This window comes from Neoalteromonas facilis, from assembly GCF_002807665.1.
Lineage (GTDB): Bacteria > Pseudomonadota > Gammaproteobacteria > Enterobacterales > Alteromonadaceae > Alteromonas_E > Alteromonas_E facilis.
In genome coordinates, this window is the sequence record NZ_PEAY01000001.1 from 955,194 (window position 1) to 980,143 (window position 24,950).

A 24,950-nucleotide genomic window follows, 5' to 3' on the forward strand; every position below is an offset into this window, starting at 1 on the left:
AGTTGCCGTACTGTTTTTAACTAACTGGAATCATCATGGATAAACTCTCTATATCCGACCTCAGTCTCTTATTGGTTGAGCCCTCAGATACTCAGCGTAAGATTATTACTGCGCTGCTGCTTAAGGAGAATGTGAAAGAAATTGATGCTGTATCTACGATTGCTGAAGCAACTGCAGCGTTAAAAAACCACCCAGCCGATTTGGTCGTCAGTGCCATGTATTTTGAAGACGGTACCGGCTTAGATTTACTGCGTTCGATTAAAGAGTCGAACACGATTGCTTCCACTCCTTTCATGTTGGTTTCCAGCGAAAACCGATTGGCCAAGTTGGAAGAATTCAAACAAGCGGGCGTCGCTGCTATTTTGCCGAAACCCTTTGAACCGCTGCATCTATCCCGTGCATTAAATGCAAGTTTAGATTTAATCAATACTGATGAACTCGAATTGGAGCTTTTTGATATCCAAGATGTTCGAGTTCTCTTAGTCGATGATAGTCGTTTAGCTCGAAACCACATTCGACGAGTTCTAGAGGGCATGGGATTACGTAAAATCACGGAAGCTGAAAACGGTGCTCTGGCGTTGACCTTCCTCAAAGATGACACATTTGATCTAGTGGTGACTGACTACAACATGCCTGAAATGGATGGTCGCGAACTCTCTGAGTTTATTCGTTTTAATCCAGAAACCTCGCATATACCCATTATCATGGTGACATCGGAGTCACAAGACAGTGCGCATATGACAAACATTCAACAAACGGGTGTAAACGCATTATGTGATAAACCGTTTGAAGCCAACGAAGTCAGAGCCATGCTCGCAGCTTTACTGAGTGAATAATTAGCCATTGACAAGACACAGCCATCAACTTAAAGTCAAATGATGAAAACGATTCTTAACCACATCCGCTTTTTTGCTTTTACCTTTTTCCGGTACTAGGCTGGGCGGTGTCGTGTATTCACAAAACCTCCCACTTGGGAGGTTTTTTTTTATAAAGGATTTGCTATGCCAACCGATGCATTAGAGCCACTTAGGCACTCAATCACTGAGTTAGATACTCAGTTGCTTTCACTACTTGCCAAACGTCGAGCGCTCACCAATGAAGTTGCTGAAACTAAAATTAAGCATCATATTCCGGTACGCGATCAAAAGCGTGAAGAGCAATTGCTGGTTCGCCTTATCCAGCAAGGCAAAACCGTTGGCTTAGATCCTCACTACGTCACACAAGTCTTCCATGTTGTCATCGAAGACTCCGTATTGAATCAGCAAGCCATGTTGGCAGCCCGCGCGAACCCCGGTAGCTCTCTACCGTTAAATCGCGTTGCTTTCTTGGGTGATAAAGGCTCCTATAGTTATTTAGCGACACAGAAGTACTTCAGCCGTCGTAGCGGTGAATTATTAGAAATCGGCTGCCAGAGCTTTGCTGAAATTGTCGGAAAAGTAGAGAACAACGAAGCCGATTACGCCGTACTTCCCATAGAGAACACGTCTTCTGGCAGTATCAACGAGGTCTACGACCAACTACAACATACGTCATTAAATATCGTGGGTGAGTTAACCCACCCGATTAAACACAGCCTATTGGTTAGTTGTGACACCTCTCTTGCCGCGATTAAAGTGCTTTATGCTCACCCTCAAGTATTTGCGCAATGTAGCCATTTCTTGGCAGAACTTGGCAGCGTAGAAGTTAAGCCATGCGACAGTACGTCAGCGGCAATGCTAAAAGTCAGTGAAAGTCACGACCCAACCGTTGCGGCTATTGGCAGTGAAGCTGGCGGTGCGCTATATGGCCTGCACGCCATTAAATCCAACTTAGCCAATCAAAAGGAAAACCATTCACGCTTTATCGTAGTCTCACGCAAAGCCGTCAGCGTGCCCTTGCAAGTACCGGCAAAGACCACGGTTGTTATGTCTACGGTACAAAAACCCGGCGCATTGGTTGAAGCGCTGTTGGTGCTCAAAGAAAATGCGATAAATATGACGAAATTGGAGTCTCGTCCAATTCCTGGAAATCCATGGGAAGAGATGTTTTATCTGGATGTGGATGGCAACATTGAAGATGGTCCCATGCAAAATGCATTAGAACAACTGTCGAAAATAACGCGCTACTTTAAAGTGTTGGGTTGCTATCCTAGCGAAGAGATTAGCCCTACCCGCGTTGCAGCCGTTAATGCACTGGCCGAATAGGCCAGTGCAAGTCCGTTTTACACTTTAAAACGCTCAACCAACTCATTTGTGTGCGCGGCAATTCTGGCTAGGTCGGTTGCGGCGGCACTGGTTTGAGTCGCGCCTTGCTCCACGTCTACAGCCATATCCGAAATCTGCGTCACACTCTCTGTAACGGAATCGGATGTTCTATCTTGCTCGGTAGTCGCCGTAGCCACGGTATCCGTCATTTGTTGCACTTGATCGATTGTATCCGCTAATTCGTTCATGGCTGTAGTCACCAAATCAACTAAGTGAATACCGCCATCAGCGGCGGCGGCTGCACGTTCCATAGCGTTCACAGAGCGATCAGACGAGACATTCATCTTCTCAATAATCTTGGATATTTCAACGGTATTCTCTTGAGATCGAGTTGCTAATGCGCGTACTTCATCCGCAACAACCGAGAACCCTCGACCCGCTTCACCCGCTCTCGCTGCCTCAATCGCCGCATTGAGGGCCAATAGGTTGGTTTGGTCAGCAATACTGGTGATCACATTGAGTACCGTCGTGATTTGATTTACCTCGGCTTTAAGCGAGCTAATCACTTCACTGGAGTCACGAATCAAATCCACTAACAGGCGGATATTCTCAGCCGCCATATCCGTGCGCTCCATGTTCTCATCCAAGCCTTTTTTAGCTTTAACACCAAAATCGCGTGTAGTAATGGTCGCATGAGCAACTTCAGCGATTGATGCCGATAGCTCTTGCATGGCCGACGCCACCATATGCGTTTGATCACGTTGCTCTTTTGAACTTTTTTCACTTTGCTCAGTTATGGCACTTAACTCTTCAGATGCTGACGCTAGTGAATGCGAATCTTCCTTGATTTGCGCCACGAGGTCTCTAATTTGACCAATAAAAATATTGAAAGCCTGGATCACGCGGTTAATTTCAGGAATAGAAGATTGATGCAAACGGAGTGTTAAATCGCCCTCCCCAGTAATCAACCCCTCACACGCATCACCCAACCTCACCAATGGGCTAACAAGGCGATTCGAAATGTAAACGGCTACAGCAGAGGCGATACCAATTACAATAACGCTAATCAAAAATACTGAACCATATAAAGAGGAAGCCAGACTATTGGCCTCTCGAAGCGCCTCTTCTTTGTCAATTTCAGCCATCAGAGCATAGGTATAATCGCCTATTTTAATAGGGGCATACGCGGAGTACACTTCAACATCTCGGTAGTCTTCCACCAAGTCAAACCCGGTTTGGCCTTTAAGGGCAGCTTTCGACGCACGTGTTGTAACCGGTTGTATACCTACTGATGTTCCACTTGCTTTTGCTTTCTGTGCTACCGCTGGGTATTTGTTTTGAATGGCGGCAAAATACTGGTTCGGCGTTTCTAAAAAGAAACGGCTTTCAGTCAATAGCAATTCACTGGGAGTCACCAAGTAGGTTTCGCCTGACTCACCAAAGCCGCGTGAACTCCACTCTTGGTGATGCGTCATAATTTCGCTGATGACGTCAAGAGGTGCTTGGAAAATTAGTACCGCTATCGCCTGTCCATTGTCATAAATCGGTGACGATATAAAGCCAGCTTGAGCATCATAGGAAGGTAGATAAGGCTTCAACTCACTGAAAAAAACGTCATCACTGTTACGAGCGCTGGCCGCAAGTTTGAATGCTTCACCAATACCGGTTTGCGTATATGGACCATTTTTGATGCTGGTTGCGTAGTCCAGTTCTTTATAAACGCTGTATACAATATTACCGCTGTTGATATCTGCGATAAAAATATCGTAGTAGCCAAACGCTTTTAAAAACGCCCGAACAGTTGGGTGGTACTGCGCGTGTAGCTGTGCATATTCGGAGCTATTGTTCAAACGAGTAAGATTGTCTTTTTCGCCTATGGGGTGACTTGAACCCGCGATGAAATCGTATTGTAACGCCATAGCTGTAGGGCTTAAGCCAGATAATAATGCAGCAGGATCACGCAGGGCTTCAGTGTTGCGCTCTTGGTATAGGCCAGCAAAGTCATTAGTGTAGTAGCTTTGCAGCGATGACCGTTCGCTCGCATTTAATGCTGAGCGTTGCGACAAGTACTGGTTAAAGGCTGGAATAAAGGCTTTGGCCGCCTCTACAATTATTGGATCTGAAGATTTGGTTCGGATTTGTTTCTCAATGGTCGCAAAATAGGCCGTTATGGCTTCCTCGGTTTGCGCCCGCTCTGCTATAAGTTGTTTCTTCGCACTGTTTTCAAGTGCTTCTGTCGATTCTGATACGGCTATATTCAGTGAGGAAATCGCGGTAAATAATATAGCGCCGATCACCAGAGCTAAAACAGTAACTAACAGCCTTAACTTAAGAGTCATACATAAGCCTTTTTAAAGTGTGCTAAAAATTTTAGGGCGCAATATTTTTTAAACGCTTATTGTCGATTTACAGATCAACTATTTATGCCAACGCAACATTTGGTCGTCATCGGCTTTTAGCAGTAATTTTTTGCTATCCACCAAACATTTCTTGGCGTATTCACCAAACCAGTTGCCAATTTGCATAAATTGCTTAATAAATTCCGCTTTGTCACCTTGTTCAAACAGTGCAATGGCTTCATTAAAGCGTTCACTGAACCGCCTGAGCAATGCAATATTATTGCGATCATTAAAAATAATATCGGCGTACAACTCTGGGTCTTGAGCAAAAAGCCGTCCAACCATTGCAAGCTCCAAGCGGTAAATAGGAGAACTGAAATCTGTTAGTAATTGTAGATCAGGGTCTTCATGGTGCAAGTGAGCACCGTAAACAAACGTATTAAAATGGCGCATAACCTGAATAAACGCCATCGCAGCGTCATGCTCTGCAGCACTAGTGTGTTGAATTTTAGCGCCCCACACATTCATTTGTTCAATAAGCCACTGATATTTATCTGGCAAACGACCATCACAAACAACAACCACTTGCTTAACCATTCCTATAGAATCGGGGCCAAACATAGGGTGCAATCCCACTACAGGTCCTTCGTGCATCCTTAACATTGCGTCCAATGGGGCTTTTTTAATGCTGGTAATGTCGGCCAGTACGCAACTTGAAGGCAGCTTGGGTAGCTTTTGGATGACAGACTCTGTTAGGGTTATTGGCACACAAATGAGAACAAGGTCAGCGTTGGCAAATAACCGCTCAGCATCTCTCCAATCCTCCTTCTCAACTACTGTAACTGCGTAATGACTGCGTTGAAATAGCTCGGTAAATATACGTCCCAAAGCGCCTGCACCGCCAACAATAACGACTTTTTCAACTGCCTTGTTGGTTTGCAAAAACTCGCCATCTTGTGTTGCGTAAGACTCGCGCATTATCCGACGCAACAAGTCTTCAACCAAATTTGGTTGAACGCCTTCTCGCTCGGCTTGAGCACGGCGGCTGGCAATAAGCTCAGCTTCACGCTGTGGCACGTAAATCGGCATTCCGGTTTGACTTTTGACTTTACCCACTTCTGTGGTTAACAAAGCACGACGACGCAACAATGAGACCAACTCGGCATCAAGTTGGTCTATATTGTCGCGCAGTTCGTTAAGGCGTTCTTGCGGCGATTCGCTCATATTATTGTTGGCTACTAAATTTAGTCTGTCTCATGGGTAGCACCGTAATTAATCGCTCTCTTGCTTGCGATATAACCGTTTCTGTTGTTGCCCAGTCAATGCATCCATCGGTTATCGAAACGCCATGTTGCAAATCATCACGCGCAACGCCGTCGCTTTTTTGATTCCCCGCATTAATGTGACTTTCTAACATGATGCCAATAATTGACTGGTTTCCTTCCAGTATTTGGTTTACCACGTTTTGCGCAACCAATGGTTGACGGCGATAATCTTTAGACGAATTTGCATGACTACAGTCAACAACCAAACTCGCCATTAAATTGGCATCTTTTAACTCTCGCTCACATTCTGATACACAAACACTGTCGTAATTAGGCTGTCTGCCACCACGCAATATAATATGTCCGTCAGGGTTACCTTGGGTTTTAATAATACTCACTTGCCCCTGTTTATTAATCCCCATAAAACTGTGCCCAGATGCGGCTGACTTCAGGGCATTAATAGCGATTTCTAAACTGCCATCAGTACCATTTTTAAAGCCCACTGGCATCGATAAACCACTGGCCATCTCACGATGCGTTTGCGACTCACTTGTACGCGCGCCGATTGCTGCCCAACTAAACAACTCGGCCAAATATTGCGGACTAATAGGATCCAACGCCTCGGTTGCTAATGGTAACTCTAGTTCAGCTAACCAAATTAGCAATTCTCTGGCCTTACGCAAGCCGGCTTCAATATCAAAGGTTCCGTCTAAATGTGGGTCATTGATCAAACCTTTCCAGCCGGTAGTGGTGCGCGGTTTTTCAAAGTAAACTCGCATCACGATATACAAACTGTCTTTGCAGGTTTCATGCAGCTCTTTTAACTTAAGGGCGTACTCTTTCGCTGCGTCCACGTCATGAATTGAACAGGGGCCGCACACCACCAATAAACGGTGGTCGCGACGATGAATAATGTCTGAAATAACGTTGCGCGAATCTGCGATAGCTTGCAATGCTTTTTCACTTACAGGCAGCTCACTCGCCAGCGCCTCAGGTGTTAGCAGTACTTCTTCTGCACTGACGTGAATATTGTTGATTGTGTCCTTGAACATGGGGATCCCAAAATTTAATGAAAATAATAAGTTAGCAATTGCAGCGAATGTGCGAGGGGGTGGCGTTCTGTCTTTGTATTATTATGTTTACAACCAGCCAGTAAACATCTGCCAGCAATGCTTGACTTTTTATCAAGCCAGTGAGGAATAAGCAAGCGATTCTGTAAAAAATCGACTAAAGTAGCAACCTTTATACTGACAACAAAAAATACCCGCCTTGTGGCGGGTATTTATTTAATGTGCAGATGTTTAATTAAGCCTATCCTACTGCCGGATAAACATAACTCGCTTGGATCCCTAACGGCAGTCCTAAGCCCCAATAAGCGAGCAGGAATACGGTCCATAACAATAATATAGAAACACTAAACGGCAACATCAGTGAAAGCAATGTGCCGATGCCTGTTGATTTCACATAGCGCTGGCAATACACCACGACCAATGGGAAATAAGGCATCAACGGCGTAATAATATTGGAAGATGAATCCCCTAATCGATATGCCGCTTGGGTTAAATCCGGTGATATATTCAATTGCATCAACATCGGTACGAAGATTGGCCCAAGCAGCGCCCACTTCGCGGATGATGAGCCGATGAATAAGTTAACAAATGCGGTTAAAAATATAATCCCGACAATTGTCACCATGCTCGGCAACGCCAGCGATTTTAGTACTTCAGCACCTTCAATTGCCAACAATGCACCTAAATTTGACTTGCCAAATGCATCAATAAATAACGCACAGAAAAAAGCCATGACAATGTAGTAGCTCATGCCTTGCATTGCTTTAGTCATACTATCAATCATGTCTTTTGTGGTTTTGTAAGTGCCAGACATGTATCCATAGACTATGCCGGGTAACAAGAAGAGCAAAAATATCAGGGGTACGATGGACTGCATGACCGGTGCTGAAAATGACGTCAACTCGCCGTTTGCATCACGCATTGGAGACGTTTCAGGATACAAGATAGCCACTAGCGCGACTATACCCAACAACATGGTTGCGGTTGCGAAGCGTAGCGCACGTGTTTGCTTGGCATCAAGCTCATCAAATTTAGGGATGTCTGATGGATCGCCGTCAACTTCAACGTCTTTTAGACGCGGCTCAATCACCTTATCCGTCAAGTACCACGCGATACCGACAATCAACAATGTAGACGCACTATTAAAGAACCAATTGTTAAGTGGATTTATCTGCATCGCTGGGTCAATAATTTGCGCCGCACTTTGAGTAAAGCTTTGCAGTAAGGGATCGATTGCAGAAGGGATGAAATTAGCACAAAACCCTCCGCTCACACCGGCAAATGCTGCAGCAATACCTGCGAGCGGGTGGCGTCCCATTGCGTAGAAAATAACCCCAGCGAGTGGAATAACTAATACGTATCCAGCATCTGTTGCCGTGTGGCTGATGATAGCCACTAGCACCACCATTGGCGTTAACAATGCTTTAGGTGTGGCATCTAGCATGCGCTTCAATCCAGCACTGATAAAGCCCGAATGCTCGGCTACTCCCACGCCTAGCATGGCCACTAAAACCACACCTAACGGTGCGAAACCGGTAAATATCTTAACCATTCGACTCAAAAAGTCGGCAAGAGAGTCTCCCGTCAATAAGTTATTAACGACTACAGCTTCTCCGGTACGCGGATCAATTGTGTCGAAGCTGATACCCGATAAAGCGGCAGATAAAGCCCATACAATCACCAAACAAACAAAGAAGATAATTGCAGGATCAGGAAGTTTGTTACCGATAACTTCGACTTTGTCGAGCGCACGAGTAACCCAGGTTGAATTTGTTGTTGTCATAGGTTGCCTAGATAATATTATTCTAATTCTAAAAAGCCCGCCTATTTAACCACACCTATGCGATGCTTGCTATTTTATAAAGGTCGTTTTCGCCGGAACATCTTTGACGACGACAGCACCCGCCGCGATTATCGCCTCATCCCCGATTATCACACCGGGTAAAATTGTGACACTCGCACCAATCCAGACATCATGACCAATCTGAATGGGTGATGCATATTGCACTCCCGAACGGCGCAGTTCTGTATCTTTTGGATGTGTTGTGGCCGAAATAACTGTATGCGGACCCACCAGCACGTTATTGCCAATGGTCACCGACGCACTGTCAAGCACTGTTACATGATGATTAAAGAAAACCCCTTTCCCGGCAATAATATTGGTGCCGAAATCACAATTAAAGCCAGATTCAACAATGATATTTTTAGCATTTGGCAATAATTTCGATAGCAACGCTTTGCGTTCTGATTTTTGGTCAGGCGACAATGAATTAAGTTGGAAACACAACTGCTTTGCACGATGTCGTTGCGACTTATAAGGTTCCAAATGAGGCGTAAAGGTAATGAGGTCCGACACGTTTGCATAACTTTTGAATAATTGATGACAAACAGTATGTGATAGACAAGGTTGGGTCAAATACAAAAAAGCCCGCAAATGCGGGCTTTCGAATCAGTTAACGTTAACGCAGAAATTGTTAAATTAGCTAAGTTTCTCTTTGATACGTGCAGATTTACCTGAACGCTCACGAAGATAGTAAAGCTTAGCACGACGCACGTCACCACGACGCTTGACTTCAATCGCAGAAATTGCAGGGCTGTGTGTTTGGAATACACGCTCTACGCCTTCGCCGCTTGAGATTTTACGTACAGTGAAAGACGAGTGCAGGCCACGGTTACGCTTCGCGATAACAACACCTTCATACGCCTGAAGACGCTCTTTATCGCCTTCTTTTACACGCACTTTTACGATAACTGTGTCACCAGGACCAAATGCTGGGACATCAGTTTTGAGCTGTGCTTGCTCAATTTTTTTGATGATATCTTGACTAACTTTACTCATCATATCCTCTCGTTCGAGTTAACTGTCATCTTGCTGCTTCAACGACGTTTGGAAAGCTTCCAGTAATCGTTTCTGCTCCTCAGTCAGAGCTCGATGATTAATTAATTCAGGGCGTCGCAACCATGTTCTACCAAGAGACTGCTGCAGGCGCCACTGCCTGATTTTTTCGTGATCACCGCTCAGTAATACACTGGGTACGGTTTTATCACCTAACACCTCGGGGCGCGTATAATGCGGACAATCCAGTAAATTGTGACTGAACGAATCCTCTTGCGCTGATTGTTGATGCCCTAGTACTCCCGGTTTTAACCGAGCGACAGTGTCCATCAACACCATTGCAGCTAACTCGCCGCCACTGAGAACGTAATCCCCAATTGACCATTCTTCGTCAATATGAGCTTCGATTACACGCTCATCAATACCTTCGTAGCGTCCACACACTAGAATCAGATTATCATTTGACGCCAACTCTTTAGCGCCTTGCTGATCCAGTTTTCGCCCTTGCGGTGACATATAAATCACCTTGGCATTATTTCCAGCAGCCTTTTTAGCTGCCAGTATTGCGTCTGTTAATGGCTGAACCATCATCAGCATGCCAGGTCCGCCCCCATAGGGCCGGTCATCGACTGTGCGATGCCTGTCGTGAGTGAAATCGCGTGGATTAAAATGCGCTAGTTCAAGCAAACCTGATTTAACAGCTCTACCGAAGACCCCCTCCTGTGTCATGCTCGTAAACATGTCAGGAAAAAGACTGACTAACCCAAACCAACTTTTGGTTGGCATTTAAAACCCTGGATCCCAATCAACCGTGATCGTTCGCGCCTGCATATCAACCGATTTAATCACGCTTTCGCGGATAAACGGCAACATGCGTTCTTTTTGACCAAAAGCGTCGTTGCTCTGGGCTTTAACCAACATAACGTCGTTAGCACCCGTTTCGAACATTTCTTTGACAGTCCCTAAATTGTAGCCTTGCTGTGTTTCCACTTGCATGCCGATTAGGTCTCGCCAATAGTAATCATCACCAGAAAGTGTTGGTAGTTGCTGTGCAGTAATGTGAATGTCAAGATTCTTGATGCGTTCGGCATCGTCTCTCGATTCAATTCCTACCAGCTTAGCTACCAATGACTTTCCACTGAAACGCCATTGCTCAACTTGGTATTCCCGTTCATCACCTAAAAACCAAGGTACATAATCGAAAATACCGGTCGAATCATCGGTATAGCTGTTGATTTTGACCCAACCTTTAACTCCATAAGGAGCGCCGATTTTGCCTATCACCAGTGTGTCAGACGCGTGACTCATCTATACCTCATAAGCTTTTGCTTAATAATGACAGCTTATGCAGCTGCTTTCTTTGCATCTTTTACCAAGCGTGCAACACGGTCAGAAAGACCAGCGCCTTGACCAACCCAGTGTTCAACACGGTCTAGATCCAAGCGTAAACGCTCTGCTTGACCTTGCGCTGTTGGGTTGAAAAAGCCGATGTTTTCAATAAAACGACCGTTGCGCGCACGGCGGCTGTCTGCCACCACAACTTGATAAAATGGGCGCTTTTTAGCACCACCACGCTGTAAACGAATAATAACCATAAATGCCTCAACTCGTTGTAGCGTTACCGTTAACTAATTACCTTAACATCAGTGTGGAACACCCACCCCAAAATTAAGGTCGCGAGATTATACGGGATTAATTATGTAAATCAAGTAAATGTAAGCGTTTTTGCGGGGTTAACATTGAGTCGGTGGGGAATTCGCATCGCTGTGGGTGCGATGGGATTCCAAATACTGATTAAAGCGTGCCACCCATGCCTCACTGACGGAATGTTTATTGAATATAAAATGGACTGAATTTTGATATAACAATTGGTCTGCGACTCGCCATTTAGCTGGATTTTCTGCCGCATACTGCATACACAATGCAATGCGATCATCCACTACAGCATCAACCTTACCTTGTGCTAACCAGTTTAAACGCTGCTTTAGTCCAAACGCATGAACAAAAAGTTTAGGTGAGCCAGCACGCAGCTGTTCAACAAATTCACCAAAATAGCCATTAACATTCATTGCTACCTTTTTCCCGCTAGCAATTGCATGCTCAAAAGGGGTTTCAGGAGTAAGCCCTGCGCCGTCATGACGAATGGCGAATCCAATGATTTCGTCACGATAGGGGTCAGAATAATAGTAATCTTGTGCCCGCGCATCGGTAAAGCTTGCACCGATTGACATATCGAAGGTGCCTTTACGCAATTCACGACCTGTGCGTGTTTCATTCATCGGAAGCACGACAAAATCGCAGCCCATTTCGTTCAACACTTGTGCAAGAAATTGGTAATCTGAACCGTCATATTTAGCATTGGAAACTTTATAGAAATAAGGAAACCAATCACCCGCGAATGTCAGCACGAGAGGCTCTTTGCATTCCAGATCTGTTTGAGCTGCCGCCTGCGTAAAATGCAAAGCGCAAAACAACAAAACCAAAACTCGCAAAGAACCTATCAAATTGAAAATCTCCTGCTAATGCATCTTAACGTGGCGGGAACATGCCGCCTGGACCACCAAAGCCGCCTCCGGGTGGCATCATCCCCTTCATATTTCTCATCATTTTCTTCATGCCGCCGCCAGACATTTTTTTCATCATCTTTTGCATTTGAGTAAACTGTTTGAGTAAACGGTTTACATCCTGGATCTGGGTACCCGATCCGGCCGCGATACGTTTTTTACGCGAACCTTTGATGATATCTGGTCGTTGTCTCTCTGACGGTGTCATCGAATTAATGATAGCTTCCATTTGGTTAAACTGCTTATCATTTGCTTTGTCTTTGATTTGCGCAGACATATTGCCCATCCCCGGCAGCTTATCCATCAATGACATCATGCCGCCCATATTGCGCATTTGCTCTAACTGCTCTTTAAAGTCTTGAAGGTCAAAACCTTGGCCTTTTTGCACTTTTTTCGCCAGCTGCTCAGCTTTCTTTTTATCGACTTTGCGTTCCACATCTTCAATGAGTGATAAAACATCCCCCATTCCTAGGATACGTGACGCTAATCGCTCTGGATGGAAAGGTTCAAGCGCTTCAAGCTTTTCGCCCATCCCTAAGAATTTGATCGGTTTCCCGGTAATGTGACGAACGGATAACGCTGCACCACCACGCGCATCACCATCTGCCTTGGTTAAGATAACGCCGGTTAGCGGCAACGCATCATTAAATGCTTTCGCGGTATTCGCTGCGTCTTGGCCCGTCATGGCGTCAACCACAAACAGTGTCTCAACAGGATTTATAGACTGATGCAGAGCTTTTATCTCTTCCATCATTTCGCCATCGACGTGCAATCGACCCGCGGTGTCGACTAATACAACGTCATAAAATTTCAGCTTGGCATGTTCAATTGCACTCTCGGCGATATCGATTGGCTTTTGTAAAACAGTCGAAGGGAAAAAAGACACTCCGACTTCTGTCGCCAAAGTCTCTAATTGTTTTATCGCGGCTGGACGATAAACATCCGCACTTACTACCAATACTTTCTTGTTTTCTCGTTCTTTAAGGTGCTTGGCTAGTTTACCCACACTGGTCGTTTTACCTGCACCTTGTAAGCCTGCCATTAACACAACCGCGGGAGGCTTTGCCGCCAGATTCAGTTTTTCATTGGCACTGCCCATAACAGATTCAAGTTCTGACTGAACCACTTTAATGAACATTTGCCCTGGCTGAAGGCTTTTGGAAACTTCTGTGCCCAGTGCACGCTCTTTGACTTGATTAACAAAAGATTTAACAACGGGAAGTGCCACATCAGCTTCGAGCAAAGCCATACGGACTTCGCGCAGTGTATCTTTAATATTGTCTTCGGTTAGACGGCCTTTGCCGCTGACATTTTTTAGCGTCCGGCCCAGACGTTCGGTTAAATTCTCAAACATGATTAGCGCTATTTAAAAAAACTTTGCTGGCGAGTATACCGAAATTTAAGCTTTCACTAAATAAAAGCATAGAAATTGGTTCATGCCTTGATTACTATTGGCAAAAAGCGCGTTTTGTTCTTCATTGGAGCTGAAATATCAATACGTTCGTTTTAATTTTTTCAGTGTTAGCCTGCGGACTTTATGGGGCGTCAACGCTGATGCTGACGCGTCAATTTTTTCAAAAAGAGACCGCGCGTCAAACACCCACTCGCTTATTAGCCATGGGCGGCACTGTCGCGCATGCGATCTTACTTTATTTTCTGATTTCTTCAGGTGATGCTCAAAATATGAGTTTGACCAATGTATTAGCATTGGTTGCGTGGTTGATTACAGTGGCCATGTTATCCAGTAGTCTGTACTTGCAGAGCACCGTGTTGCTGCCTGTTGTATTTGGTTTTTCCTTGTTGTCGATAGTCTTGTCAGTCACGCTACCCAGTCATTACGCGATGAGCATTAGTCTGCAACCTGGCCTGATTATCCATATCACGCTGTCTCTGTTGGCTTACGGTGCTCTGGTTATGGTTATGTTGTATGCCTTTCAAGTCAACTACATCAATAACCGTCTTAAACACAAAGACAGTAGCTTGCTGCATTCATCTATGCCGCCATTGATGATGCTAGATCAAATTTTGATCAAGCTGTTGTACATCGGCTCTGCCCTTCTGTTTATCGCGATCGTCAGCGGCACAATCTTTTTGGACAATATGTTTGATAAACAGCATGCCCACAAAACGACGCTAACGCTGATTGCATTTGTGCTTTATTTATTCACGTTATTCGCTAACAAACGCTGGGGATGGCGCGGAAAACCTACTCTCATCATGGTGACAATTGGCAGTGTACTGTTAACCCTTGCGTATTTTGGTAGTCGAGTCGTAAGAGAACTTCTGCTCTGAGTTTCATCGTAAACATGGATAATCACTTGAACCCTAGCGCCTCAGCTATTACATTACTTTTTGACTTAGCCAAAAGGACCCTTTGTTGGACGCACTAACTACTAGTACGCTGCTCACCATTCTAGCCGTGCTGATCCTCTGCTCAGCGTATTTTTCAAGCTCAGAAACAGGGATGATGTCGATCAATCGATACCGTCTCAAGCACCTAACAAACGAAAAACATCGAGCCGCCCTACGGGTTGAAAAATTATTGGCGCGTCCTGACCGCTTGATCGGTCTTATCCTTATTGGAAACAACTTGGTTAATATCGCTGCAACCGTTGTAGCGACTGAAATTTGTATGCGTTTATTTGGGCCTGTATGGGGACCGATTATCGTGACGGTGGGCCTGACACTGGTGATTTTAGTTTTCGCCGAAGTTACGCCCAAAACGCTGGCCGCGCTTTATCCGGAAAAGATCGCATTTCCAAGTTCTTTGTTACTGTTACCACTGTTGACAATTATGAAACCCTTCGTCTATGCCATAAACGGTGTAACCAACGGGTTGCTCGCTTTACTCAGAATCAAACCCACTGATGGCAACGATGACTCGCTAAGTCGTGAAGAATTAAGAACCATTGTATTTGAAGCCGGCAGTATGATCCCTAAACGTCACCAAGAAATGCTGGTTGGGATTTTGGATCTGGAAAATGTTACCGCGGAAGACATCATGGTCCCGCGAAATGAAATATTTGCTATTGATGTCAACGATGATTGGAAAGATATCCAACGTCAATTAGTGAACTCCCAACACACTCGAGTACTACTATATCGCGACACGATTGATGACGCGGTTGGTTTTGTTCATGTCAGAGATGCGTTACGCCTGTTGTCTAAAGATCAGTTTTCAAAAGCCACGTTGATCCGCGCGGTGCGCGAAATTTATTACACGCCTGAATCCACTAAGTTACATACGTTAATGTATAAGTTTCAAGCTGAGAAAGAGCGCATCGGCTTGGTTGTTGATGAATATGGCGATATTCAAGGCTTAGTTACATTAGAAGATATTCTAGAGGAAATTATTGGTGAATTTACCACCAGCATGATCCCTACTCACAGCAAAGAAGTCACCATTCAGCAAGATGGCAGTGTCCTCGTTGATGGCAGTGCCAACGTACGTGAACTTAACAAAGAGATGGATTGGGAATTACCAACAGAAGGACCGAAAACGTTAAGCGGGTTGGTAATCGAATATCTAGAAGAAATCCCTGAAAATAACGTTAGTCTCAGACTGTCAGGTTATCCGATAGAGATTGTAGATTTGAGTGAGAACAAAGTGAAAACCTTGCGTGTAATGCCTGAGTTATATAGGCGGCCAAATCAAAAAGCGGAAGAGCTCGCTTAAGTATTACGCCCCACCTCTACGAGATTTTATTTTATTCTTATAAAAACTGACTTTCTCACTAAGGTTATCCAACTTCCCCATCAAATCACGCAAGTCATCATCATCCGCAATATCAGCCTGATTGCGATGTTGCTCCAACGCTTTCTTGAGTAAATCAGGCAGTGCCAACTCGGCTCTTGTTGTCATTTGATGAATTCATTTTCAGTCAATTTGTACGATACATTATTATCGGAAGTTAACTAAAAATCTGAACAGTTAATCGTGTTGATGAACCAAATCGACTAGATGACCAAACCCATTATTGTTGTCTATATCAATAACGGCAAAGGCACTGGTAGAAAAAATAGGAGGGCTCTCGAGGTTTGCTAATTCAGCCGTAAGAAAACTGACCAAGGGCATATGACTAACCACTAAAATACACTGTTTTTCTGCAATAGGGTCTTCCGTGTACCCCAAGATCATGTGACTGGCCTGCACAGGAGAACTCATGGGGGTAATGTCTTCGCACTCAACACGCTGTTTAGTCGCTAAACGCACAGATAGAACATCAAAAGTTTGTTGTGCTCGACGATATGGGCTTACGAAAGCGATATCGAACTTCTTATGTGGGACAAACTGAGAGATAGCAATACTCGCTTGTGTTGTCTGCTTTCGACCACGGTCAGTTAATTGCCGTGACTTGTCATCCAACAGAGCGGCTTCAGCCTCTCCATGCCTCACGATAATAACCCGAGTTGATGTTGCTCCTTGAGCGTGCATATGTCCGAACAGACCATCTGTAGTGCGTAGTGATAAGTGTACGCACATTGCGACCGGTTTAGCAAAGCCTTTTCCGCCAATTTATAGCAAGTAATTTGTTCATGATGGATTGTAACTCTTCCTATCTACGCTATGCTGTGTGAACTGACAGTGTTATTGAGGCAATAGTGCGAGCAAAGAGCATCAACCATACCCATCACCGCCTAGCCAATGGAACTGACGTTCTATGTATAGAGGTGGCAGATGAGCAAAAAAGTGCGCTCGCCATTAGCATTGCATGTGGTCATTTTTATGACGATGAAGACTGCCCAGGCCTCGCGCATTTGTTAGAGCATATGTTGTTCATGGGAACCACTCAAAATGGTTCTGAAAACCACGTTGTCACTCGCATTGAGCAACTAGGTGGGCAACTGAATGCTGTCACCGGCACTGAATACATGACGATCCAATGCAAGTTTCCATCAGACAAATTTAGTTCGGTGGTGGAGATTTTGCATACTATGTTGTCACAGCCTCTATTTGATGAAACGGGCATCGAAAAAGAAGTCGCAACGATAGACGCGGAGTTTCAATACAAACGCAAAGACGATCTGCGACGCTTGTACCAAGTGCACAAAGAAACCTGTAACCCAGAACATCCTTTTAGTCGATTTTCGGTTGGCAATGCCGAGGTATTTGGCCGCTTCGAAATACCACAGTTAATCCAAAAGCTTCGCACGTTGCATCAACGCCGTTTTATCGCGCCATTGTGTAAAATTACGCTATTATCGAGTATACCAAGCGAGGAAGTTAAGACCGCGTTTGAGCACTTTCTACCAGTTGGAGATAACCCGTCCCCATCGCTACTTGAGCTCCCAGCTTTGTACAATGCCAGTCAAAAAGGTGTCATGATTGGCGTTCAATCCTTATCAGAAGCGCGCCGCCTGATTATTACATTTGCCTTAGACGGCATGCAGCCAACTGACATTGAAGCCTTAGGGTTAATTAGTCATCTACTAGGTGATGAAGGACAAGGCAGCATTTTGGCAGTATTAAAATCTGCCAACTGGCTTGTCAGTTTAAGTGCAGGTGGTGGCATTGAAGGGAGAAACTTCAAAGACTTCAACCTCAATATGCAATTAACTCCACAAGGTGAGGCCCACATCGATGATATAGTGCATTGCGTCATGCACTATATCAATTTAATAACACAGTGTAAGGACTTCGGTTGGCGCATTGAGGAAAAACGACAACTCAATGACATACAAAGCGGACAAATCGTCGTTACGCCAGACGTAGAAATAGCAACCCAGTTAGCGCAGGGTTTGTTCACATACTCCAGTCAAACACTACTGAGTTTGCACTTTGATCAGTTACCCTACACGAGTGATGATGTTAATAAACTCCTGGCTCATTTTGATATCAGCAATTTACGGATCAAGTATATTAATCATCAGCAGGATTGCGATCATATTGCGCAATGGTATGAAACCCCCTATTGCGTGTCAGTGTTGTCTACCAAACAAATGAATTTATGGCGCACTCCTCATTCGACACAAATAGAATTAGATACACTACAACTACCTCAACGCAATCCCTACATACAAGGGCCGGAACAATCTCAACCGCAAACTACATTACCTTTTATACCTGAACAACGGTTCAAAACGGAAAATTATGAACTGTGGGTGGCTGCAGATCCCCTAATGGATGCACAGAGAGCTGACGCATATGTCTCGTTAGAGTGCCCAGCAAACGCTAAAGGGACCGATATTCTCGCCGCGAAACGGGTATGGTTAAGTTGTCTTAACGATACGTTACAGGAAAAATACTATGCTGCAGAAGTCGCCGGATTAAATTACCGATTGTATGGGCACCAAGGGGGGCTAAGCATACACACGTCGGGATTAGCCTATAAACAGCAGCATTTGATGCAAGCTTTGCTCGCGGACGTTTTACACGTCAAAGACTTCAAAGGTGTTTTTGATAGGGTTAAGACGATGCAGTGCGCAACATTGCGCAACAATCTATTAAATAAACCCGTAAACCGCTTATTCACCCGTTTAGGCGTTCTTCTACAACGCCATAGCCACGCCCCTAGTGACGTATTAACGGCTCTTGAAGCTCTTACTTATGAAGAGATGATATCGCATCGGCAATCCTTGCTTCACCAAAGATATATTCAAAGTTTTTTGCATGGCGCGTGGACTGATGAAGATGTCAATAGCACCTCTACAATCATTGCACAGCATTCAAAGGACCAAAGTCAGGTTGAAATTGTCGCGAGAGATGTAGCCCACTTAACACCATCACGAACCTATTTCCATGCCGTAGAAAGCCATCATGATGACGCGGCTGCATTATTATTTTTGCAGGCCCCTTCGAACACGATTCAAGATACCGCTCTTACGATGATTTTTGAACAGTTGCTGGCATCTCCCTTTTTTAATGATATGCGCACGCGCAAACAATTAGGTTATGTAGTTGGCAGTGGTTTTGTGTCTCACAATAGTTACCCAGGCATGGTGTTTTTTGTGCAATCGCCAACACACAATGCCAATACATTGGTGATTGAGATCACCCAATTCCTGATGACTCAATTGAACAACATCGACTATTACCGCCAATACTGGCCACAAATTCAAATGAACATCGTTCGTCAATTGCAAAGCCCTGACGTAAACAGCAGCGCCAGAGCGCAACGTTTATGGCTTTCAATGGGGATGAAAGAGGCAAATTTTAATCACAATCAGGAAATTGCTAACTTTGTTAAACAGATAAAATTTGAGCAACTCATCGAGCACGCTCGAGCACTTCAACGACGTCAATCATTTGGTGAAATGGTGCTGTATTGCCACGGAAGCTTGTCGCCTGACATGCCGATTTTAGAACTCTCCAACAGCTTTATTATCGAAGATTCCGACACCTTCAAATCAACCATCTCCTATAAGTAAAGAATCTGCTGCTCACCGATTAAGCAAAGTGCTTTATGAACCAAGAAAGTGCTTGTAGATATTGGTATGACTTGGCATATTTAACCTTTCATGCGAGGGACGCATTATTTACAATACAATAATTATAAGGCGGCTGGAGTTGCCAAAGGCTTTCGGTGCAAATAGTTAGAGCCCTGAACACATTGATGACAAGCAGTTTACTCACTTTCCTACTGTGGACTGTGAGTTTTTGTGCTGTCAGTCAAAACTTCAAACCCGCGTTCGTGGGGACCGACTTACAAAACGCTTCCGTAAGTGACATTACGGAAGATGCGTATGGCTTTATATGGACCCACAGTTCAAAAGGCATCACGCGTTTTGATGGCTATAAAATCACGTCCTTTGAATACGATCCCAATGTTGATGGCTCTCTGCAAAACGGCGTCATCGAAAAACTTTTAGCGGACCAACTTGGCCGTATATGGGTGGCAGGCAGTCAAGGCCTGTCTCGTTATGATGACAAACACGAGCGCTTTATTCGTTATACAGCCGAGAACAGCCCATTAATGAGTGGGGATGTGACGGCCATAGCGCTAGGTCACAATGGCACACTTTTGATCGCTGACAGTGACGGCTTATACCGATTCACCATCGCTGATAACTCGCTGAAGCGACTCAATGTAAGTAACTTCCCACCCGCGCAAGTCAGTTTCATTCAGGAAGACAATGAGAAAATTTGGTTAAGTACTAAAGAACAAGGTACTTACGCTCTGGATAAAAATACCCTATCGGTTTTCGATTTAAATGATGTAAACCCTTGGAACATACAATTTTATCAATCATCGGTTTATGCCATACAACGTTATGACGGTAGTGAATGGATCGGAACACAAGAAGGATTGTTTGAAATTCTCTCGACGGGTGGAGTCAGAAACGTTTTCTCTGATGACCTTGGCAAAATTGAGGTCCGAGATATACACGTCATAGACGACACTCTGTGGCTGACCACTAGCAGTGGCGTCCTGACTATGGGTCATGACCGGGTTATTAAGCAACGCCTTATAAATTCCGTTGAAGTTAACAGTCGCAGCAACTACCTGATGTCGATGCATGTAGATACCAATGGTGTTAAATGGATAGGTACGTTTAACGGTGTATTTAGAGGCTTGCCCTACACAAAAGAAGCGCCACAACTCATTTCCAGTGTCAACGTAGATGCGCGTGAAGTACCCGTAAAAGAAATTTGGTCGATTAAACAGGCATCAGACGGTGCGCTTTGGTTTGTCAGCTCGCCGGACAAAATCGTCCGCATGCCGAACGAAGACGGGCAGAGTCAAATTTTTAACAATCTGGCGAACAGCCCCATATGGGACATAGTCTTAGGTGCTAAAAACGATTTATGGATTGCTTCGTCAAACGGCATATTTCACTTTTCAATTAACACCGATGGCTCATTGAGCGAACTTGCTCACCTATACGCAGGTAGCCTAATCGACAAACTCTATGCTAGCGAACAGGCGATTTGGTTTTGGCATGACTCGCTCGATCTGGTCCGCATCGACCTGATCAGCGGTGAAAGTAAGGCGACTGAAGCGCCAACGATGATCACAACGGCCATGCCAATAGGCGAAGACGCGTTAGGACGCATATGGCTAAATTCCAATATGGGTGCAGTGGTATTTGAAGCAAACACATCCCTATTTGAAGCACCTTTCCAAAGTGATGTCTCACATCCACTGCATGCTGAAGAGCTGCGTTACTTTTATGCTTACGCTGGCCACTATTACGTGGTCTCAGCTACCAAGGGCGTATACAAGTTAAGTAAGTCCGATTTATCTGTCGTAGACTACTTAGCCAGCAATGTATCTGACGTAATGTCAGGCATCGGCGTTGACGACTCTATTTGGTATTCGGGCATCAAAACCATACACGAAGTTCGTTTACCCCAGCTGGAACATGCACTTTCACTAACATCACAGCGCTTTGCGAACAACGAACATTTTGACAGCGCTATTACCAGTGGTAATGATGGGGCGATTTATTTTGGTGGTGAAAAAGGCATTACACGTATATACCCTTCATACCTGCTGCAGCCGACATTGAATTTAGGCATCGCTGAAACACCTCAATTGCTCAGTTTAAAAATATTTAACACTGCAATTGCAGCAAACGATAGCGCTGACTCAATTTTAAAAGCCCCGATCTACCTGTCTGATAGCATTAAGCTCGAATACAAAGAACGATTCAGTGTGGAATACGGGGTGATTAACCCAATAGACATTGAACAAACCAACTACCGACACAAGCTCGTTGGCTTTGATGATGACTGGGTATACAACGACACCAATAGAATAGAAGGCTATAGCCGAGTCCCGTTTGGCGAATATGTATTTGAAGTTCAATCACGTGTATATGATTCAGATTGGTCCGACAGCCGTAAATTGCATGTCACAATAGAGCCGCCCATTTGGCTGCACAGACATGCTATTGTGTTTTACGCATTCTTTATCGTGCTAACCACCATTTATCTCGTTCGCCAATACCAAAGTCGCAAGTCTTCTCAGTTAGCGATTCGTGAAAGCGAAGAACGACTAAAGCTGACCCTTTGGAGCAGTGGTGACGAGCTTTGGGATTGGGATATTTATGGCGGTCAAGTTCATCGTTCGAACACCTGGGGCACCTTAGATTTCCCTCAGGATGACATTCGCACATCCAGCTCATACGAAGCTAACATTCACCCCAATGACATTGAGCGTGTCAGAGAAGCGTTGCAAAGTCACCTTGATGGTATGACAGAATTCTTTGAAGTCGCCTATCGTGCTAAAACATTTAAAGGCGAGTGGATTTGGTTGCTCGATAGAGGCAAAGTGGTTAAGCGCGATCAGAACAACAATGCGCTTCGTATGACAGGTACCTTAAAGGATATCCAACACCTTAAACTTGCCGAAGAACAGCTTTATTTGTTTAAGCGCTCAATCGAAAACATCTCGGAAGGTGTGTTTATCACTAATACCGATTTCCGTTTTGTTTCGGTCAATAATGCGTACTGTAAATACACCGGTGAAACGCGCGAAAAAGCGCTAGCGAGTTATTTGTTTTTCCATCAGTACCCAGATGCCTTCACCGATGAGATTAAAAAGGCGTTGCGCCAGAAAGGTAATTGGTCAGGTGAAGTCGAATCATTGCGAGCGAATGGCGAGCGCTTTGAGATTGAGTTAAACATTGATGCTGTGGTTGGAGACGACAACAAAACTAGCCACTACGTTGGCGTATTTTCTGACATTACTTCACGTAAAAACACAGAAAAAGAATTGCTCAAGTTGGCCAACGTTGATCCGCTAACGGACCTTCCCAACCGATCTTTCTTCCAGGCTAGCCATCACAACTTAGTGCGCAAAAATGTACCGCATACTCTGATCTGTCTTGACATGGACAACTTCAAGAAGATTAACGATTCATTAGGGCATCAGACCGGCGACATATTGATCAAACAAATAGCGCGCCGTGTGCAACGTATTACCGGATCGTCGGCAACCTGTTACCGACTCGGTGGCGATGAATTTAGCTTGCTGATCGAAAACAAGGAAGATGTACACACAATCACGCACTTCGCGCAAAGTATTCTCGATGCATTATCGCGTCCTTTTGTCATCAATAAACAAGAGTTTGTACTCAGTGCCAGTTTAGGGATTGCGTTCTTCCCTGAAGATGGTCGTAGCCCCCAAGAACTGTTAAAGAATGCCGATACGGCCATGTACTTTGCGAAAAATGGTGGTGGCAACAGTTATCAATTCTTCAGTGGTGAAATGAACCAGAATGCTGTTCGCCAATTACAAATTGAGAACCTCATTAGACAAGGCCTACGCGACAATCTCTTTACTGTATTCTACCAACCCAAGGTTGATATTACTTCAGGTAAATTGGTCAGTATGGAAGCTCTAGTGCGTTTTGAGCACCCTCAAAAAGGTATCGTGTCACCCAATCAATTTATCCCTCTAGCGGAGCAGACTGGGCAGATAGTTGAAATTGGTGAGCAAGTACTGCGTAAAGCGTGTGAAGACACCAAACGCTGGGTGCAAGAAGGTTTATTTACTGGACGTGTTGCGGTTAACATTTCCGCGAAACAATTTGAATTGCCTGACTTGGATGACCGCATTGACCAAATCCTGCGCCAAGTGGGTTTGTCGCCTCTTCACCTTGAATGTGAGATCACTGAAGGCACGCTAATGGAAAACCCCGAGCAAGGCCTCAAGTTAATGCAGAGGTTGCGAGAGCGTGGCATTCACTTGGCACTCGATGATTTTGGCACCGGGTACTCTTCTCTCGCCTACTTAAAACGCTTCCCGTTGAATACCTTGAAGATCGATAAGGCCTTTATCGATGATATAGCTGAAAGCAGCGTTGATAGGCATATGGCGGCTGCGATTATCAACATCGCCCACAACCTTGGCCTTAAAGTTGTGGCTGAAGGTGTAGAACAAGAAAAGCAACTGTCAATTTTACGTCGCTATGATTGCGAGATGATCCAAGGTTACCTCTACAGCAAGCCACTCAGTGCTGAAAAGTTCGAAAAATTACTACGTGAAAATCAAAAACTGCATCAACTCATCGCGCAAAACAACGTGTAACCCACTGTTTTACATCGTTATTGCTAGGCTATTTCTAACATCCCCCATCAATTTACGTAAGCCATTTAACTTTACTTAATCCAACTTGGCACGCCTTTAGCTTTACGTAGCTAGCGCGTCACTTTTGTGGCGTCAAAAACCTACAATCAAATAAGACATAAAGGAGTCAACCATGTTGAAAGCGTTTGCAATAGCACTAGCGATGACAACTGCACAATCAGCAGTAGCTGTAGACAACGATGGTGCTAAAGCGCCTACAATCAGTAAGTCTATTGTTGTGGTAGAAAAGCCAATGGGCAAGAAACGCCCAAGAAACACGCGTTTCGACTAATTGGCATTCAAGGATTTTTTTTCTAGGACAGATCTTTGGAAGAGAGGCAATTTGCCTCTCTTTTTTTATGCTTACGCGGCTAGTTGGACGCTACCAAAGCCAACAGCCCGTCGCCACGCGACATGTTTGGATATGTTAAACATAGGTAACGCTAGAGGGCCGAGTAATAAGCCCGTCACAGCCCATGATTTCGGGCACAAACCTGACTTAAACGCATCAACGTAGTAGTAACATGCAAACAACAGTGAAATAAAGAATACGAGTACAACCATTAACCTGTCTCTCTAAACCGCAGCTACTATCTAGGGTAGATGCCAATCAAATTTAACTGGTCATATTTTACCCTATTTTGGACATTTAAATAGCTTTTTTAAAGCCTAAACATTA

General features: G+C 44.6%; 20 protein-coding genes and 2 pseudogenes. 7 read left to right on the forward strand and 15 right to left on the reverse strand.

The features are described 5' to 3' along the window. Positions 1–35: 35 nt before the first annotated feature. On the forward strand, positions 36–836 hold the full coding sequence (locus CSH93_RS04340; protein ID WP_100641964.1) for a response regulator transcription factor: 801 nt from the start codon (positions 36–38) through the stop codon (positions 834–836). 165 nt (positions 837–1,001) lie between these two features. Then, positions 1,002–2,183, forward strand: a complete 1,182-nt coding sequence (gene pheA, locus CSH93_RS04345) for a prephenate dehydratase (RefSeq protein ID WP_100641965.1) — start codon at positions 1,002–1,004, stop codon at positions 2,181–2,183. A 17-nt stretch (positions 2,184–2,200) separates the two neighbouring features. Here the strand turns inward: pheA and CSH93_RS04350 are convergent, their stop codons facing one another. From CSH93_RS04350 to ffh, 12 genes and pseudogenes are all read right to left on the reverse strand, one after another. Beyond that, positions 2,201–4,522: a methyl-accepting chemotaxis protein gene (locus CSH93_RS04350; RefSeq protein ID WP_100641966.1), complete on the reverse strand. Its 2,322-nt coding sequence runs from the start codon at positions 4,520–4,522 to the stop codon at positions 2,201–2,203. A 78-nt stretch (positions 4,523–4,600) separates the two neighbouring features. Beyond that, the gene (gene tyrA / locus CSH93_RS04355) at positions 4,601–5,746 is read right to left on the reverse strand and encodes a bifunctional chorismate mutase/prephenate dehydrogenase (protein ID WP_100641967.1); all 1,146 of its coding nucleotides are present in this window, start codon (positions 5,744–5,746) and stop codon (positions 4,601–4,603) included. Between the two features lies 1 nt (position 5,747). Then, the gene (locus CSH93_RS04360; protein WP_100641968.1) at positions 5,748–6,839 is read right to left on the reverse strand and encodes a 3-deoxy-7-phosphoheptulonate synthase; all 1,092 of its coding nucleotides are present in this window, start codon (positions 6,837–6,839) and stop codon (positions 5,748–5,750) included. Between the two features lie 259 nt (positions 6,840–7,098). Then, positions 7,099–8,640: an AbgT family transporter gene (locus tag CSH93_RS04365; RefSeq protein ID WP_100641969.1), complete on the reverse strand. Its 1,542-nt coding sequence runs from the start codon at positions 8,638–8,640 to the stop codon at positions 7,099–7,101. 96 nt (positions 8,641–8,736) lie between these two features. Further along, positions 8,737–8,841: pseudogene (locus tag CSH93_RS18255) on the reverse strand (DapH/DapD/GlmU-related protein); the annotation flags it as partial. Positions 8,842–9,081: 240 nt separating this feature from the next. Continuing rightward, positions 9,082–9,213, reverse strand: a pseudogene (locus tag CSH93_RS18260) (maltose acetyltransferase domain-containing protein); the annotation flags it as partial. A 123-nt stretch (positions 9,214–9,336) separates the two neighbouring features. Beyond that, positions 9,337–9,696 carry a 50S ribosomal protein L19 gene (gene rplS, locus CSH93_RS04375; RefSeq protein ID WP_100642338.1) on the reverse strand — a complete coding sequence of 120 codons (360 nt, stop codon included), beginning with the start codon at positions 9,694–9,696 and terminating at the stop codon, positions 9,337–9,339. Between the two features lie 18 nt (positions 9,697–9,714). Beyond that, positions 9,715–10,479: a tRNA (guanosine(37)-N1)-methyltransferase TrmD gene (gene trmD, locus CSH93_RS04380; RefSeq protein ID WP_100641971.1), complete on the reverse strand. Its 765-nt coding sequence runs from the start codon at positions 10,477–10,479 to the stop codon at positions 9,715–9,717. Further along, positions 10,480–11,001 carry a ribosome maturation factor RimM gene (rimM, locus tag CSH93_RS04385; RefSeq protein ID WP_100641972.1) on the reverse strand — a complete coding sequence of 174 codons (522 nt, stop codon included), beginning with the start codon at positions 10,999–11,001 and terminating at the stop codon, positions 10,480–10,482. 35 nt (positions 11,002–11,036) lie between these two features. Beyond that, entirely contained in the window at positions 11,037–11,288 is a 252-nt protein-coding gene (gene rpsP, locus CSH93_RS04390) for a 30S ribosomal protein S16 (protein ID WP_100641973.1), read from the reverse strand. 138 nt (positions 11,289–11,426) lie between these two features. Beyond that, entirely contained in the window at positions 11,427–12,101 is a 675-nt protein-coding gene (locus CSH93_RS04395; protein ID WP_164078290.1) for a substrate-binding periplasmic protein, read from the reverse strand. 121 nt (positions 12,102–12,222) lie between these two features. Further along, complete coding sequence (gene ffh, locus CSH93_RS04400; protein WP_100641975.1) at positions 12,223–13,611, reverse strand: signal recognition particle protein; 1,389 nt, start codon at positions 13,609–13,611, stop codon at positions 12,223–12,225. Between the two features lie 200 nt (positions 13,612–13,811). Between ffh and CSH93_RS04405 the strand changes: the two genes are divergently transcribed. Further along, entirely contained in the window at positions 13,812–14,549 is a 738-nt protein-coding gene (locus CSH93_RS04405; RefSeq protein WP_100641976.1) for a cytochrome C assembly family protein, read from the forward strand. Between the two features lie 85 nt (positions 14,550–14,634). Continuing rightward, positions 14,635–15,933, forward strand: a complete 1,299-nt coding sequence (locus CSH93_RS04410) for an HlyC/CorC family transporter (RefSeq protein WP_100641977.1) — start codon at positions 14,635–14,637, stop codon at positions 15,931–15,933. Positions 15,934–15,936: 3 nt separating this feature from the next. Here the strand turns inward: CSH93_RS04410 and CSH93_RS04415 are convergent, their stop codons facing one another. Together CSH93_RS04415 and sixA are read right to left on the reverse strand one after the other, a co-directional pair. Next, on the reverse strand, positions 15,937–16,119 hold the full coding sequence (locus CSH93_RS04415) for a hypothetical protein (protein ID WP_100641978.1): 183 nt from the start codon (positions 16,117–16,119) through the stop codon (positions 15,937–15,939). 69 nt (positions 16,120–16,188) lie between these two features. After that, the gene (sixA, locus tag CSH93_RS04420; protein ID WP_164078291.1) at positions 16,189–16,692 is read right to left on the reverse strand and encodes a phosphohistidine phosphatase SixA; all 504 of its coding nucleotides are present in this window, start codon (positions 16,690–16,692) and stop codon (positions 16,189–16,191) included. A gap of 167 nt (positions 16,693–16,859) precedes the next feature. Here sixA and CSH93_RS04425 point away from each other — a divergent pair, with 167 nt between their 5' ends. The 3 genes from CSH93_RS04425 to CSH93_RS17895 all read left to right on the forward strand — a co-directional run bounded on the left by CSH93_RS04425 (position 16,860) and on the right by CSH93_RS17895 (position 24,563). After that, positions 16,860–19,625, forward strand: coding sequence for an insulinase family protein (locus CSH93_RS04425; RefSeq protein ID WP_100641980.1), 2,766 nt, complete (start codon positions 16,860–16,862; stop codon positions 19,623–19,625). A gap of 155 nt (positions 19,626–19,780) precedes the next feature. After that, the gene (locus CSH93_RS04430; protein ID WP_124748934.1) at positions 19,781–24,232 is read left to right on the forward strand and encodes an EAL domain-containing protein; all 4,452 of its coding nucleotides are present in this window, start codon (positions 19,781–19,783) and stop codon (positions 24,230–24,232) included. Positions 24,233–24,404: 172 nt separating this feature from the next. Further along, on the forward strand, positions 24,405–24,563 hold the full coding sequence (locus CSH93_RS17895; RefSeq protein WP_164078292.1) for a hypothetical protein: 159 nt from the start codon (positions 24,405–24,407) through the stop codon (positions 24,561–24,563). A 71-nt stretch (positions 24,564–24,634) separates the two neighbouring features. On the opposite strand, the gene CSH93_RS04435 is transcribed toward CSH93_RS17895, so the two are convergent. Next, a complete protein-coding gene (locus CSH93_RS04435) occupies positions 24,635–24,835 on the reverse strand; it encodes a hypothetical protein (protein ID WP_100641982.1) in 201 nt (66 codons plus the stop codon). Positions 24,836–24,950 lie beyond the last annotated feature (115 nt).